The sequence below is a fragment of the Neisseria sp. P0006.S004 genome, assembly GCF_051963015.1.
Taxonomy (GTDB): domain Bacteria; phylum Pseudomonadota; class Gammaproteobacteria; order Burkholderiales; family Neisseriaceae; genus Neisseria.
This window is the reverse complement of sequence record NZ_JBQCUS010000005.1, coordinates 26,962-41,242: the sequence shown is the minus strand read 5'-3', so window position 1 is coordinate 41,242 and position 14,281 is coordinate 26,962. Positions and strand designations below refer to the sequence as shown.

The 14,281-nt window shown below is 51.7% G+C and carries 14 protein-coding genes and 3 tRNA genes; 7 read left to right on the top strand and 10 right to left on the bottom strand.

What is annotated here, in order from left to right:
- Window positions 1–81: 81 nt before the first annotated feature.
- Window positions 82–381, bottom strand: coding sequence for a porin (locus ACTHR2_RS08095; protein WP_263338604.1), 300 nt, complete (start codon window positions 379–381; stop codon window positions 82–84).
- A gap of 94 nt (window positions 382–475) precedes the next feature.
- Between ACTHR2_RS08095 and ACTHR2_RS08090 the strand changes: the two genes are divergently transcribed.
- The 4 genes from ACTHR2_RS08090 (at window position 476) to ACTHR2_RS08075 (ending at window position 4,391) form a co-directional block, all read left to right on the top strand.
- Entirely contained in the window at window positions 476–1,306 is an 831-nt protein-coding gene (locus tag ACTHR2_RS08090) for a carbon-nitrogen hydrolase family protein (protein WP_440375596.1), read from the top strand.
- Window positions 1,307–1,315: 9 nt separating this feature from the next.
- Window positions 1,316–1,861, top strand: coding sequence for a crossover junction endodeoxyribonuclease RuvC (gene ruvC, locus ACTHR2_RS08085; RefSeq protein WP_440375595.1), 546 nt, complete (start codon window positions 1,316–1,318; stop codon window positions 1,859–1,861).
- Window positions 1,862–1,939: 78 nt separating this feature from the next.
- The gene (locus tag ACTHR2_RS08080; RefSeq protein WP_440375619.1) at window positions 1,940–2,824 is read left to right on the top strand and encodes a lipid A biosynthesis lauroyl acyltransferase; all 885 of its coding nucleotides are present in this window, start codon (window positions 1,940–1,942) and stop codon (window positions 2,822–2,824) included.
- Window positions 2,825–3,596: 772 nt separating this feature from the next.
- Window positions 3,597–4,391, top strand: coding sequence for a 3'-5' exonuclease (locus ACTHR2_RS08075; RefSeq protein ID WP_003749126.1), 795 nt, complete (start codon window positions 3,597–3,599; stop codon window positions 4,389–4,391).
- 84 nt (window positions 4,392–4,475) lie between these two features.
- Here ACTHR2_RS08075 and prmC read toward each other — a convergent pair whose 3' ends face one another.
- Genes prmC through tldD form a run of 3 tightly spaced genes read right to left on the bottom strand, consistent with a single transcriptional unit; the run spans window position 4,476 to window position 7,235 of the window.
- Window positions 4,476–5,288 (bottom strand): peptide chain release factor N(5)-glutamine methyltransferase, encoded by an 813-nt coding sequence (gene prmC, locus ACTHR2_RS08070; protein ID WP_263338615.1) that lies wholly within the window; start codon window positions 5,286–5,288, stop codon window positions 4,476–4,478.
- A complete protein-coding gene (locus tag ACTHR2_RS08065; protein WP_263338618.1) occupies window positions 5,278–5,739 on the bottom strand; it encodes a hypothetical protein in 462 nt (153 codons plus the stop codon). The genes prmC and ACTHR2_RS08065 overlap by 11 nt, the downstream gene beginning before the upstream one ends.
- Window positions 5,740–5,792: 53 nt before the next feature.
- Entirely contained in the window at window positions 5,793–7,235 is a 1,443-nt protein-coding gene (tldD, locus tag ACTHR2_RS08060; RefSeq protein WP_263338621.1) for a metalloprotease TldD, read from the bottom strand.
- Window positions 7,236–7,500: 265 nt separating this feature from the next.
- On the opposite strand from tldD, the gene ACTHR2_RS08055 reads away from it, so the two are divergent.
- Window positions 7,501–8,001, top strand: coding sequence for a DUF4189 domain-containing protein (locus tag ACTHR2_RS08055; RefSeq protein ID WP_263338624.1), 501 nt, complete (start codon window positions 7,501–7,503; stop codon window positions 7,999–8,001).
- A 395-nt stretch (window positions 8,002–8,396) separates the two neighbouring features.
- On the opposite strand, the gene ACTHR2_RS08050 is transcribed toward ACTHR2_RS08055, so the two are convergent.
- The 6 genes from ACTHR2_RS08050 to ACTHR2_RS08025 all read right to left on the bottom strand — a co-directional run bounded on the left by ACTHR2_RS08050 (window position 8,397) and on the right by ACTHR2_RS08025 (window position 12,044).
- Window positions 8,397–9,239 (bottom strand): cell division protein, encoded by an 843-nt coding sequence (locus tag ACTHR2_RS08050; RefSeq protein ID WP_263338627.1) that lies wholly within the window; start codon window positions 9,237–9,239, stop codon window positions 8,397–8,399.
- A gap of 15 nt (window positions 9,240–9,254) precedes the next feature.
- Window positions 9,255–11,015, bottom strand: coding sequence for a bifunctional biotin--[acetyl-CoA-carboxylase] ligase/type III pantothenate kinase (locus tag ACTHR2_RS08045; RefSeq protein WP_263338630.1), 1,761 nt, complete (start codon window positions 11,013–11,015; stop codon window positions 9,255–9,257).
- Window positions 11,012–11,518 (bottom strand): adenylyltransferase/cytidyltransferase family protein, encoded by a 507-nt coding sequence (locus ACTHR2_RS08040; protein ID WP_263341847.1) that lies wholly within the window; start codon window positions 11,516–11,518, stop codon window positions 11,012–11,014. The genes ACTHR2_RS08045 and ACTHR2_RS08040 overlap by 4 nt, the downstream gene beginning before the upstream one ends.
- 259 nt (window positions 11,519–11,777) lie before the next feature.
- Window positions 11,778–11,853, bottom strand: a tRNA-His gene (locus ACTHR2_RS08035).
- A 9-nt stretch (window positions 11,854–11,862) separates the two neighbouring features.
- Window positions 11,863–11,939, bottom strand: a tRNA-Arg gene (locus ACTHR2_RS08030).
- A gap of 27 nt (window positions 11,940–11,966) precedes the next feature.
- Window positions 11,967–12,044, bottom strand: a tRNA-Pro gene (locus tag ACTHR2_RS08025).
- A 201-nt stretch (window positions 12,045–12,245) separates the two neighbouring features.
- Here ACTHR2_RS08025 and folD point away from each other — a divergent pair.
- Entirely contained in the window at window positions 12,246–13,097 is an 852-nt protein-coding gene (gene folD / locus ACTHR2_RS08020) for a bifunctional methylenetetrahydrofolate dehydrogenase/methenyltetrahydrofolate cyclohydrolase FolD (protein WP_263338633.1), read from the top strand.
- Window positions 13,098–13,181: 84 nt separating this feature from the next.
- Entirely contained in the window at window positions 13,182–14,255 is a 1,074-nt protein-coding gene (locus ACTHR2_RS08015) for an AI-2E family transporter (protein ID WP_263338636.1), read from the top strand.
- The last annotated feature ends 26 nt before the right edge of the window (window positions 14,256–14,281 follow it).

Sequence of the window (14,281 nt, the reverse complement as noted above, 5' to 3'; positions counted from 1 at the left end):
AACCGCTATTATAAGAACAAAGGCAGTCTGAAAACCAGTTATCCTGATTTTTCAGACGGCCTTTACTATTCAACCTTTCCTTCAACGGCCAAAATTGTCGCGACGTTCGCGCCAGTCTTGGCGGATGGAGCCGCTTTTGCCGACCGGCGTGTCTTGTTCGACTTCCCAAATAAAATTCGTTCCGCCGCCAATCGGATGCGAGCCGCGCAAACCGATGTGGCTGCCTTGGTCGGCAACGGCGGTTCGGCTGTATGTTTGACCGCTGAAACGGGTTTGCGAGGTTTCGATGCCGCTTTTGATGCTGCCGTAAAGCTGTACGTCGGCATGTGCGGCAAGTGCGGCGGTGGAAAGTGCGGCAGTGAGGAGAAGTTTCAAGTTCATGGTTTATCCTTTTTTGGAGAGGAATTGTGTGACGATTGTATCGGCCTTGTGCATAAACAAGTTACAATTCTTGCAAAATCTGACAGGAGTTTTGATGATGCGCTCTTTACGCGCCGCCGCTGTGCAAATGGTGTCGTCCACCGACCCAGAAACCAATATTGTCACCATGAAGCGCCTTGTCCGTGAGGCGGCCGAACAAGGGGCGGATTGGGTGTTGCTGCCCGAATATTGGCCGCTGATGGGCAAAAACGATACGGACAAGCTGGCATTTGCCGAGCCTTTGGACGATGAACGAGTTGGCGAAACCTGCCACACCCGTTTTCAGACGGCCTTAAGCGAAACGGCAAGGGAATGCGGCGTGGTGTTGTTTGGCGGTACGGTTCCGCTGCAAAGCCCAGACGCTGGCAAGGTGATGAACACGATGCTGGTGTATGACCGCGACGGCAATCGAATCGGGCTTTACCACAAAATGCACCTTTTCGGCTTTTCCGGTTTGGGCGAACGCTACGCTGAAGCCGATACGATACTGGCGGGAAGCGATGTGCCGAATTTAAGCGTGGACGATGTTCCGCTGGCGGCCGGCGTCTGCTACGATTTGCGCTTTCCTGAGCTTTTCCGCGCCCAGCAGCCGTTTGATGTTTTGCTGTTGCCTGCCGCGTTTACCTACACGACCGGCAAGGCGCATTGGGAATTGCTGCTGCGCGCCCGCGCGGTGGAAAACCAATGCTACGTCATCGCGTCGGCACAAGGCGGACTGCATGAAAGCGGCCGCCGCACATTCGGCCACAGTATGATTATCGACCCTTGGGGCGATGTGTTGGCGACGTTGCCGGAAGGCGAAGGCGTGATTTGTGCCGATTTGGATACCGCGCGCCTGCAAAGCGTGCGCACGCGCCTGCCTGCCCTGAAACACCGATTACTTTAAACACGCACTATGTCCCAGTTCCAACCTACACGCATTCTCGGCATCGACCCCGGCAGCCGCGTGACCGGCTTCGGCGTGATTGATGTCCACGGCCGCGAGCATCATTATGTTGCTTCCGGCTGTATCAAAACGCCGACCGGCGCGTCGCTTTCCGAACGCATCGCCGTGATTGTCCGCCATATTGACGAAATCATCCGCCACTATCAGCCGCATCAGGCAGCCATCGAACAAGTGTTCGTCAACGTCAACCCGGCCGCGACATTAATGCTCGGTCAGGCGCGCGGTGCCGCGATTGCCGCTTTGGTCATGCACGACTTGCCCGTGTTTGAATACACCGCACTTCAGGTCAAGCAGGCTGTGGTCGGCAAGGGCAAGGCCGCCAAAGAGCAGGTGCAGCATATGGTGGTCCAAATGCTTGCACTTTCAGGCACGCCGCAAGCCGATGCCGCCGACGGACTCGCCGTCGCCCTTACCCACGCCCTGCGCAATCACGGATTGGCTTCGCAACTCAACCCTGAAGGCCTACAGGTCAAGCGCGGCCGCTTCCAATGGTAAGCCGACATTCAGGCCGTCTGAAATAGTGTTCCAGCCCGTTTTCAGACGGCCTTTCGGTTATAATAACCCTTTGCCCACATACAGCGAGCCTTCATGAAAGCCGCCTTCCTTTTTCTCTACCTCATCCGCCTGCTGCCTTTTTGCGTGTTGCACAAGATTGCCGACGCGATCGGCATTCTCGCTTATTACGCGGTCAAACCGCGCCGCAAAGTCGGTGAGGTCAACCTCAAAAAATGCTTTCCCGAGCTGAACGACAGCCAGCGCACTGCCCTGCTCAAACGCCATTTCCAACACATGGCAAAGCTGATGCTCGAATACGGCCTCTACTGGTACGCGCCTGCGGACAAGCTGCGCTCGTTGGTACGCTATCAAGACAAACACCATCTTGACGAAGCCCTCGCCGCCGGCGAAAAAGTCATCATCCTCTATCCGCACTTTACCGCATTTGAAATGGCGGTTTACACGCTCAATCAGGATGTGCCGCTGACCAGCATGTATTCGCACCAAAAAAACAAAGCCCTGGACGAGCAAATCCTGAAAGGCCGCCACCGCTACAACAATGTTTTCCTGATCGGCCGCACAGAAGGCCTGCGCGCCATCATCAAACACCTGCGCAAAAGCGATGCGCCCTTTCTTTATCTGCCCGACCAAGACTTCGGCCGCAACGATTCCATTTTCGTCAATTTCTTCGGCATTCAGACGGCCACGATTACCGGCCTCAGCCGTATCGCCGGCATGACCAAAGCCAAAATCATTCCCGCCATCCCCACGCGTAAAGCCGACAATACTGTAACCCTGCGCTTCTATCCGGCTTGGGACAATTTCCCGACCGAAAATGTCGAAGCCGACACCCAGCGCATGAACGACTTCATCGAAGAGCGGGTACGCGAGCATCCCGAACAATATTTCTGGCTGCACAAACGCTTCAAAACCCGTCCCAAAGGTGAAAACAGCTTTTATTGACTACATCGAATTACAATTTAAATATGCAAAAAGCGGCGAAATCCTTCTTTCGCCGCTTTTTCATTTTAATTGAATCAAACCGAAACTCATTTTTGATTTTAAACAATCAAATAATATTCCGCTTTAAATGCTTTAAAAACAACTTTTTTCATCGTGATTGAAACTTTCAAACAACCCTATATTTTTTCTCAAATGAAAAACATCAGGCCCAATACACTTTTTTCATTTACATATTAAATTTAATTTCTTTTAAAAACAATATATTAAAAAATAGCCCATCTAAAAAAATACATTTCAATCATTCAAAATATGAAATAAAATTAAATTAAAATTTAAAAAAACAAAATAAATATCTAAATTTAAAACAATTATGAAATATAATTGCAAAAATATGACAATACCTGAAATTTATACCGAAACTAGCCTTCAGAAAAAAATACTTGGCAAACTGTAAAAATTCGCGTAAATTTCACTACATCAAATTACAAAACGTTCAGACGGCCTCGCTGGTTTTAGATACTTTTGTAAGCAGTTTTCTGATATTGCAAGAAATTGCGGTATTTTTAGAGGATTTCGGTGCAATGCCCGAAATGAAAGTTTACAGATGCAGAGTTGAGCTGCATCTGTAAAGCCGCAGGTGAAAGCCTGTATTGTTTGTGAAGCGTAAATCTCTGATTTGAGGTATTGGGGCAATCCTGTGGGGGATTGCCTCTTTTTTTATCTGCGCCGTCATGCCACAATGGCATCATCCCTTATCCAACCCGATCACGCCATGACTCCGATACTCGCCTTCGACATCGAAACCATTCCCGACGTAAACGGCATCCGCCTGCTTTACGATTTGCCTGCCGATTTACCCGACAACGAAGTCGTCCTGTTTGCCCAACAGCAACGCCGTGCCAAAACCGGTAGTGACTTTATGCAACACCATCTGCACCAAGTCGTCGCCATCTCCTGCTGTATGCGCTGGGGGCAAGACAAAATCCGCGTCAGTACCATCGGCGATCCCGAAGACAGCGAAGAAGTCATGATTGCCAAGTTCTTCGAGGTCATCGAAAACTATACGCCGCAACTCGTCAGCTGGAACGGCGGCGGTTTCGACCTGCCCGTCCTCCACTATCGCGCCCTGATACACGGCATCAGCGCCGCCCGCTATTGGGACATGGGCGACGGCGATTTTGGCGACAGCCGCGACTTTAAGTGGAACAACTACATCAGCCGCTACCACACCCGCCATTGCGACCTGATGGATTTGCTCGCCCTCTACCAACCGCGTGCCAGCGTGCCTTTGGACGATATGGCCAAACTCTGCGGCTTCCCCGGCAAACTGGGCATGGACGGCAGCAAGGTTTGGGACGCTTATCATGCAGGCCGTCTGAAAGACATCCGCGACTATTGCGAAACCGATGCCGCCAATACCTACCTGATGTATATGCGCTTTCGCATGATGAGCGGCGCGCTCGATGCCGACGAATACGAAGTCGAAATCAAACGCATCAAACATTATCTGGCCGCACAAGCCGAAGAAAAACAACACTGGGCGGAGTTTGTCGCTGCTTGGCGTTAAACCAGGCCGTCTGAACAGCTAAACCAAAAAACCAAAAGGGCGTGATTGACACGCCCTTTTTTATATTCCGACAAACCATGCCCACTAAGCAGGCAAACGCCCCAGCGTTACCCTGTCCAATCCAGCCAAATCCTGTTCGGTTGCCACTTCTGCAAAACCGTTCTCCAGCATAATGTTCCGCACTGCTTCGCCTTGGTCATAGCCGTGTTCAAACAGCAGCCAGCCGTTGGCTTTCAGGTATTTGGGGGCTTCTTGGGTAATGTGGCGAATATGGCTGAGGCCGTCTGAAAAGTCGGTCAGCGCATTTTGCGGTTCAAACCTCAAATCGCCTTGCGACAAATGTTCATCGCCGTTCTCGATATACGGCGGATTGGAAACAATCACATCGTATCCGCCTTCAGACGGCCTGTCGGTATCAAACCACGAACCCTGTGCAAACTCCACTTTTGCGTCCAATTCGGCCGCATTTTGACGGGCAGTATCCAAAGCACCGACGCTGATGTCGGATGCGCGAACATCGGCATCAACGCGTTCAAGCGCGACGGTCACGGCAATGGCGCCGCTGCCCGTCCCCAAATCCCACACGCGGCCTTGCGGCGGCAAGCGTTTGAGCACGGCTTCCACCAAATGCTCGGTTTCAGGACGGGGAATCAGCACATGGGGATTGACGGCAAAACGTCGTCCGTAAAACTCGCGTTCGCCCAACAGATAGGCCATCGGCTCGCCTTTCAGACGGCGTTGAGCCAAAGTCTCCAAGGTTTGCAGGGCAGATTCCGCCAAATCGTCCGTACCGCGTGTCACCAGCTGCGCGCGCGTGTAACCCAGCGCATATTGCAACAACATCCGCGCTTCGTTTTTGGGTAGTGCCGATTGGCGCAACCATTCATCAAGCATCATTTCTCGTCCCATCTGCCATCACTGTGGCTTTTCTTTCCTTATTCTTTCCGGCAAACGTGCCGATGGTGGCAACTGCAAATGCGGCATACCACAAATAAAATCCCGCGCCGTAGCGCACGATATCCGATGTATTCCCAGCTTCATCAACGTGTACGGCTTTCACACTGAAAGCCACCAGCGCCAAGCCCCAAAGTGCCGCATGGACAGGCACGACCTTCTTCCGCAACGCCAGCAAAACAATGGCCGCCAACCAAACATAATTGGCATAGGCCGCACAATATCTGATATCCAAAGAAGCAAATATCGACCCCAAAATCAAAACGGTCAAACCCTTCATGCTTTCATGATTGCCCAAATAAAATGCAACATTAGACAAAGACGCTATCCACAGGGCAACCGACACCAGCAACATCACTATGGGAAAACTTGATTTCCGATTCTGTTCCTGCATGGTTTTATCCTAATGCAAAAGGCCGTCTGAAAATCTTTCAGACGGCCTGCCGTTTAAATTTCGCTACCGCCGACGGTCAGTCCGGCATCAATCCTCAGTGTCGGTTGTCCGACGCCAACAGGAACGCTCTGCCCTTCTTTGCCGCAGACACCGATGCCGCTGTCGAGCGCAGTGTCGTTGCCTATCATGGAAACGTGTTTCAGCACTTCGGGACCGTTGCCGATGATGGTCGCGCCTTTGACAGGATATTGCAGCTTGCCGCCTTCCACCCACCACGCTTCGGATGCGCTGAACACAAACTTACCGCTGGTAATGTCCACTTGTCCACCGCCGAAGTTGACAGCGTAAATGCCCTTGTCGATGGACGCGATGATTTCCTCCGGCTCATAGCCGCCGTTTTCCATAAAGGTATTGGTCATGCGCGGCATGGGCGCAGAAGCGTAACTTTCGCGGCGGCCGTTGCCGGTCGATTGCATACCCATCAAGCGGGCGTTGGTTTCGTCCTGCATATAGCCGACCAAAATACCGTCTTCAATCAATACCGTACGGCGGGTTTCGTTGCCTTCGTCGTCGATATTGAGCGAACCGCGTCTGTCGGCAATATCGCCCTGATCCACAACGGTAACGCCTTTGGCAGCCACGCGCTCGCCGATTCGGCCGGAGAAAACGCTGGTTTCTTTGCGGTTAAAATCGCCTTCCAAACCATGTCCGACCGCTTCGTGCAGCAACACACCCGGCCAGCCGTTGCCCAAAACGACGGTCATCTCTCCGGCAGGCGCAGGACGGGATTCGAGATTGGTCAGGGCTTGTTTGACGGCGGCATCGACAAACCGATGCACCAAGTTTTCATCGAAATACGCCAAATCATAACGTCCGCCGCCGCCCGCGCTGCCCTGCTCGCGACGCTCGCCCTGCTTGGCAATGACGGTAACGTTCATGCGCACCATCGGGCGGATGTCGGCAGCGTGTTTACCGTCCAGACGGGCGATGTACACCATGTCGTATTCGCAGGTCAAACCGGCCATCACTTGCACGATACGCGGATCAGCGGCTTTGGCCAGCGTTTCGACTTTGTTCAACAGCGCGACTTTGGCGGCGGAATCAAGGCTGGCAATAGGGTCAATCGCCATGTGGACAGGCTTGCCGTAAGCAGGTGTCGGCACTTTGACGCTGGCCTCGCCACCGGCCGCACCAATCACGCGAACTGCTTTGGCAGAGCGGTTGATTGAATCGATACACAGGCTGTCGGCATAGGCAAAAGCAGTCTTATCGCCCGAAACAGCACGCACGCCCACACCCTGATCGATTTGGAAGCTGCCCGATTTGACGATGCCTTCTTCCAAATGCCAACTTTCATAAGCAGTGCGCTGACAATAGATGTCGGCATAATCGACATGGTTGGCGCCGATAATGCTCAGGCTTTGGGCGAGCAAATCGGGAGAAATATGGTTGGCTTCGAGCAAATCTCGCTGTACGGCGGCGTAGGTTCGTTGCATAATTTTTCAGACGGCCCGACAAGCAGGCAAAGTTAATTTGGCCTTGATTATACGGTATTTTATATGGCTTTGGATATGTTGATTGCTTGGGTTTATGAGTGATTGAAACAAATCAAAAGGCCGTCTGAAATATAGGAATATAGGGTTGAAATGTTTGCCTTACCCTATTTCAACGTCAGCCGCGTAATGAAGATAACAAATCATCCTATGATTGATGCAGCGGCAGGCTGATAAAGATTCAAATAATAAATAGATTGGAATTAAAATGAAAAAATTACTTGTTGTATTGCTAGGACTAACAAGCCTTAATATTTATGCTGCTGACCCCGCAACCAGAGGAGCATTACAAAACAATCCGGCACTGTGTCAGTATGGCTATAATCCCAACTGTACGTCGTCTCGTCAGTATCAACGAAATCAACCTACGGAAATTGTTAATATCGATGTCCCTTCAAAATATGGTGCATGGGCAATCAATCCTAAAACAGGTATATCAGGTGGAGCACTTGAGATGGATTCACTTGATGCTGCAAAAAAACTAGCCATTAAAACCTGTGAAGAAGGTGGAACAAATAAACCGTGTAAAGTTAGAGCCTGGGTTCGCAATGGCTGTATCGCTGTTGCTCAAGGAAAAGATGGTTCAGCTTTTTTTGGCGTAACCCCCCCGGGTATGGCTGAAGCGGAGGCATTAAAAAAATGTCAAAAACGTGGAGCTTTACAATGCAGAATTATTACCCCCGAAGGCTGCTCAATGCCTAAATTCTAATAGACAAAAGGCCGTCTTTATTCAGACGGCCTTTTCAATCATAGCAAAGCCAATACCGAAACTTAATTTCCATACAAAACAATCTATTATAGAAAAATCCCTTATTTTTTTAATTTTGCTATTGATAATAGTTATTATTAGCGTATAATCAAAACCACTCGGAAGACGTCCTAATCCGAGCCATTAAACGACAGATTTTATCCCCCTCTTCCCCATTATCTCTTGATACTCGGAGTGCGCATATACGAAACATACCTGTTCCCCTTTATATCAGATACTCAAAACCGAAAAACATGAAACCCACTGCCGATACAGTGGGTTTCGTGTTTTTTGGCGTTCGGTTTATCAGGCTTTGCCGGCTGCTTATCAGGCCATCTGAAACCGAATAGACCTGATTATCGGCAGGTTTTCATGTTCAACTTGCCATAACGGCCGACAATGTTTCTGATGTCTTGGGCATCGCGCTCATCAACCGCCATAAAGACCACGGTCATGCGCGCTACGCTCAAACCGGTATCGGGTGCGCTTCTGTCTTCCTGCTCAACAATGCGCGCACCGCCGAAACCTGCGCTGGACAAGCGTGAAATCAAAACTTGGGCGGAAGAGCGGCTGCGTGTTACGTCAATGCTGATTTCGCCGTTGTGGATGCTGCCGCTAAAGCCGCGGCTGCCCAATGCATCAAGCTGGGCGGAAGTGTCGCCGTCGGCAGGCAAGACCACGCGGAAGGTTTTGGAAGAAGTTTCGCCACCGGATGCGCCGTTGCGTTTTTCGATACTACGGCTGGCTGCATGAGGCCATTTGCCCAACAAGCCTTTGATGCGGTGGTAATCGTCTTCATCCATCACCACGGTGGCGCTGCTGGTACACAAGCGTTCCACGCCGGCCGCGTCCATCTCTTCTTCGGCGGCGCGGCGTTCTTGCGCTTCTTTCTCGCGGCGCATTTTTTCTTTTTTCTCTTTCAACTGCTGCGCTTCTTGCTTTTTACGCAAGGCTTCCGCTTCTTCGGATTCAGGTTCTGCCATAATCAGGCCGTCTGATTCATCCGCCACCCAATCGGGTTGCGATGCCTGCTGAGGCTCGGCTTTAGGCGCGTCCAAAGAAGACGGGCGCAATAATTCGTGCGTGCCGCCTTCCAAAGCAGATTCGAGTTTGGCGGTTTTATGTTGTGTCCGATAGGCAACCATGCTGCCAAAAACAATGATGTTGAGTGCGACCAAGACCGCAAACAGCCATTTCATGATGCGCTTTCCTTTTTATTGTCCGTTGCGATGGGCAATCCAATGCAAGAGCCCGTGAATCACGAGATTATCGACGATTTTCACTTGATTGTCATGAACGAATGACTCCGGCAGCGCCTGCACGACCCTGGCAGCGCCGCCGCCCGTGATAATAATATCGACCGGTTTGCCCTCGCCCGTTTTGTCTTTCAGACGGCCATGCATAATCATCAACGCGCCGCAAACGGCATCCATCATGCCACTGGCAATGGCATTCGGCGTTGTGGTTGGGAACGGATATACCTTGCCGATAGGGCGGTTGAGGTTGGCGGTTTTGAGCGCCATCGCCTCTTTCATTAAGTGGAAACCGGGCATGATGGTGCCGCCGAGATAATGATTGTCTTCCGTCAGCGCGTCGGTGGTTACGGCGGTACCGCAGCTGACGACGACGCAGGCGTTTTGCGTAAAGCGGCGGCTGCCCAGCGCATTAAACCAACGGTCGGAACCATGCTCTTCAGGGCGGCGGTAATGGTTGCGGATACCCAAAGCCTGCGGCATGGAAGACAGCCATTCGACCGGACGGGTTAATTGTTCTTCCACCATCGCTTTTTTTACCGAACCGCACACGGCGCAACCGACAATCTTCACATCTTCATCGGCAAATTGCAGCCATTCTTCACCCAGCTGGGTCAAATCACGATACGGTGCGCGGCCGACTTCGGAAAATGTGCCGTTCTCCACCCACGCCCATTTCAACTGACTGTTGCCGCCGTCCAGCAGCAAAAAGCGTTCCGGCTTGGCGACGGCAGGTTGTGCCGGGCGGTTATCCGGGCGCAAGCTGATCTCGCCGCTGACAATGGTTTTCTCGCCATTGTCGGTCAACAAACGCAACGCGCCTTGCGCATCCACGCCTTTAACTACGCCTTCGTGTACAACGCATCCTTCCTGAAGCAGCAACACAGGCCTGCCTGTGTCACGGTTGGCGGCATTGTATTCGCCGATACATGACGCAAATCCGTTTTGCGCGTATTCGTTCAACAGCGCATCGAGTTGCGCCAACACTGCATTTAATAAAGTTTTGACACTTACGCCCTGCTTAGAGGCCGTCTGAAACAAGGCCTGCACGGAAGTGGCGTTTTCAACTTCTTTCGGCAATACAAAATTAATGCCGATGCCGATAACAGCGACGGTTTTATTCTCGACCCGCGCCGTTTCAATCAAAATACCGGCCAATTTCTCGTTGGCCACGACCAAATCGTTCGGCCACTTGATATTTACGTCCAAACCGATATCGGCAAGCGCACGGCGGCAGGCCAATGCCACCACCAACGCCAGCGAACCCAGCTCATACTGCGGCTTGTCAAACGCCCAGCCCAAGCTGAACATCAGACATTCGCCCTGTCGGTTGACCCAGCTTCTCCCTTGCCGTCCGCGTCCTTTGGTTTGGAAATGCGCCACGCACAATGCCTTATGCGCCAAATCTGCCGACTGACGCGCCAATGCCATGATTTCATCGTTGCTGGACGAACATTCGTGTTTCAACTGCGCACGAAAACCCTGTTTTCCGGCCATTTGTTGCAGAGACTCCTCGGCAAACACAGCCAAAGGACGCACCAAGCGCCATTGCCCGTCATGCTGGCGCAGTAAACCGCGGATATGGCCCGGCATCTGCTGCCAGAATCCGTTTAATTGTTGCGGCTTCATCCCGACCACACGCGCCAACTGAGAAACGTGTTGCGGCAGGCCGTCTGAAAGCGCGGCGAGCAAGGCCCAATGGCGGCTGTTCAAATCCGTCATTCGCCTCCTCCGGCTTCGCGGATTTTCGCTAATGTTTTGGTGGTCGAAGTCTGGTGTAAAAACGGAATCGAAAATACTTTGCCGCCGCGTGCAAACGTCTCGGCCGCACCGACAATCTTATCCACAGGCCAGTCGCCGCCTTTAATCAACACATCGGGTTTGACCATTTCAATCAGCGCGGCAGGCGTATCGTCATCAAACCATGTAACCAAATCCACGCTCGCCAATGCCGCTGCCACTGCCGCACGGTTTTCCAAAGGATTAATCGGACGGTCGTTCCCTTTGCCCTGACGGCGCACCGAAGCATCGGTATTCAACGCCAATACCAAAGCCGCACCGGCCGATCGCGCCTGCGCCAGATACGTTACATGGCCCCTATGGAGAATATCGAAACAGCCATTGGTAAACACCAGCGGACGGGGCAATGCCGCCAAACGCTCCGCCAGCTTTTCGGGCGGACAGATTTTGGATTCAAATTCTGGAGCTGACCATTCGGACATGATGCGGTTCCTTTGGGAATGAAACAGAAAATAATCGGGGTATTATAAAGGATAACGGCGAAACGCCATAAAAAGATACCGAACGGTATAATATTTGTGCTTGACTGCGTATTCATTGATATTTGATAACACAGCAAACGCCATTTTTGCCGATGCCATGATGAAACGGTTTGATAAATACTTTTTTGAAACCCAATTAAATCTGAAGTAAAATTCGGGTATAAACGGAAAAAAGCCTGCATACAATATGCAGGCTTTCATCTGGGGTGGCTGATGGGGCTCGAACCCACGACAACTGGAATCACAATCCAGGGCTCTACCAACTGAGCTACAGCCACCGTAAAAATTGGCACGCCCGACAGGAATCGAACCTGTAACCCCCGACTTAGAAGGTCGGTGCTCTATCCGGTTGAGCTACGGGCGCTCATGCCGATTCGTGCTAAGAATTTTGTGGTCGGGGCGGTGGGATTCGAACTCACGACCCTCTGCTCCCAAAGCAGATGCGCTAACCGGGCTGCGCTACGCCCCGACTGAAGACCTGAACTATACAGACCCTTTTAAACCCGGTCAACACCTACTTTGCTTTATTTTTTCATTTTTTGATTATCTTATTATTTTTAATCGTTATTTATTTTTATACTTCACAATCAGGGCCACTCTTTTGTGTCAGGTCGTCTGAAAAATGCGATAATTTAAACGCAATATTTATCCCTATTGAGGAGGAAAAATCATGGCTGCACAACTTATAGACGGAAAAAAAATCTCCCAGCAACGCATCGAGGCGGTTGCGCAGGCGGTAAAAGCGCGTCAGGAAAAAGGTTTGCACACGCCTTGCTTGGCGGTGGTATTGGTTGGCGACGACCCTGCCAGCGCGGTTTATGTACGCAATAAAAAACTGGCCTGCCAAAAAAGCGGCATCGAATCGCTCTCTTATGAGCTGCCGTCTGAAACCACGCAAGACAATTTGCTGAAACTGGTGGACGAATTGAACGGCGACCCTGCCGTCGACGGTATTTTGGTGCAACTGCCGCTGCCGGCACATATCGACAGCCAAGCGGTTTTGGAGCGTATCGAGCCGCATAAAGATGTGGACGGTTTCCACCCTTACAACGTCGGCCGCCTGGTCGTCAAAATGCCGCTGATGCGCCCTTGCACACCCAAAGGCGTGATGACTTTGTTGGAAGCCTACGGCATCGACCCGAAAGGCAAAAAAGCGGTCGTCGTCGGCGCGTCCAATATTGTCGGCCGTCCGCAGGCGTTGGAATTACTGCTGTCCCGCGCGACGGTAACCATCTGCCACAGCGCCACGCAAAACCTTGCCGATGAAGTTGCCGCCGCCGATATTTTGGTGGTCGGCGTGGGCATTCCGAATTTTGTTAAGGGCGAATGGGTCAAACCCGGCGCCGTCGTTATCGATGTGGGCATCAACCGCTTAGACGACGGCAGCCTGTGCGGCGACGTGGAGTTTGACGTTGCCAAAGAACGCGCCTCCATGATTACGCCCGTTCCCGGTGGCGTCGGCCCGATGACGATTGCCACTTTATTGGAAAACACGGTACACGCGGCCTCATTGCACGATTAATCGCTGTCATTAAGTTAGGCCGTCTGAACATGGTTTTTCAGACGGCCTGACCTGTTTTTTTGCTTTTTACCTTATTGGCTTCACATGTCCTTACTCTCTTCCCACACCGACAACCCGACTTTCCGCAACGCTTCCTATATCCTGATGGGCTTGGCTTTGCTGATTGTCTTGCACTACCATTTGCTGCCGCTGCTGCTGTCGGTTATCCTGACCTATATCTTTATTACGCGCACCAACGGCGTCATCCTCAAGCTCCGCCGCCGTGTTTTGCCGCGCAACACGCGGCTGCATAAATCGCTCAATGCGCACAATATCAACCTGATTTCCACCACGCTGACGCTGGCCATCGTGTTCAGCATCATCACAATGATGTCTTTAGGCATTTACCACCTGATACACGGCGGCCATGTCGGCTTTATGTTGTCCAAGCTGGCGGCGATTTTGGAAGACACCAAAAACAGCCAAGACCTGCCTGCGGCCATTCTCAATATGCTGCCCAACAATATGGCCGAAATCAAAGCCTCGGTAATCAAGCTGATTGAAGAATACCGCGCCGCGCTGACCCGCATCAGTAAAAACAGCATCACGTCCTTCGTGTACATCCTCATCGGCATCATCATCGGCGCCATGCTCAGTTTCCACCGCCTGAAAATGCGCAAAAACCGCCACAAAATGCCGCAGTTTAAAGCCGAATTGGTGCACCGCATCGTCAATTTTGAAACCAGCTTTGAACGCGTGTTCCTCGCCCAAGTCAAAATCTCGCTGATCGACACCTTCCTGACCGGCCTGTACCTTTACTTGGTTTTGCCGCTGTTCGGCGTTGACCTGCCGTTTAAAATGACCGTCCTGATCGTCGCCTTTATCGTCGGCCTGATTCCGGTGGCGGGCAACCTGATTTCCAACACCATCATCATTATTTTGAGCCTCGGCGCATCGCTTTACGTCGCCCTCGCCTCGTTGGTTTTCCTCGTTGTCATCCATAAACTTGAATACTTCCTCAACGCCAAAATCATCGGCTCGGAAATCGAATCCAGCGCATGGGAATTGCTGGTGGCGATGGTCGTCTTTGAACGCATTTTCGGCATCGGCGGCATCATCGTCGCGCCGGTTTATTACGCGTATCTGAAAAACGAATTGAAACTGCGAAAATTGATTTAATCAGTTGCATTTATACACATCAAAGG

Bases quoted from the DNA above. Each gene is read 5' to 3' on its own strand.
- ACTHR2_RS08095 (WP_263338604.1), bottom strand. From the start codon at position 381: ATGAACTTGAAACTTCTCCTCACTGCCGCACTTTCCACCGCCGCACTT.
- ACTHR2_RS08090 (WP_440375596.1), top strand. From the start codon at position 476: ATGATGCGCTCTTTACGCGCCGCCGCTGTGCAAATGGTGTCGTCCACC.
- ruvC (WP_440375595.1), top strand. From the start codon at position 1,316: ATGTCCCAGTTCCAACCTACACGCATTCTCGGCATCGACCCCGGCAGC.
- ACTHR2_RS08075 (WP_003749126.1), top strand. From the start codon at position 3,597: ATGACTCCGATACTCGCCTTCGACATCGAAACCATTCCCGACGTAAAC.
- prmC (WP_263338615.1), bottom strand. From the start codon at position 5,288: ATGATGCTTGATGAATGGTTGCGCCAATCGGCACTACCCAAAAACGAA.
- ACTHR2_RS08065 (WP_263338618.1), bottom strand. From the start codon at position 5,739: ATGCAGGAACAGAATCGGAAATCAAGTTTTCCCATAGTGATGTTGCTG.
- tldD (WP_263338621.1), bottom strand. From the start codon at position 7,235: ATGCAACGAACCTACGCCGCCGTACAGCGAGATTTGCTCGAAGCCAAC.
- ACTHR2_RS08055 (WP_263338624.1), top strand. From the start codon at position 7,501: ATGAAAAAATTACTTGTTGTATTGCTAGGACTAACAAGCCTTAATATT.
- ACTHR2_RS08050 (WP_263338627.1), bottom strand. From the start codon at position 9,239: ATGAAATGGCTGTTTGCGGTCTTGGTCGCACTCAACATCATTGTTTTT.
- ACTHR2_RS08045 (WP_263338630.1), bottom strand. From the start codon at position 11,015: ATGACGGATTTGAACAGCCGCCATTGGGCCTTGCTCGCCGCGCTTTCA.
- folD (WP_263338633.1), top strand. From the start codon at position 12,246: ATGGCTGCACAACTTATAGACGGAAAAAAAATCTCCCAGCAACGCATC.
- ACTHR2_RS08015 (WP_263338636.1), top strand. From the start codon at position 13,182: ATGTCCTTACTCTCTTCCCACACCGACAACCCGACTTTCCGCAACGCT.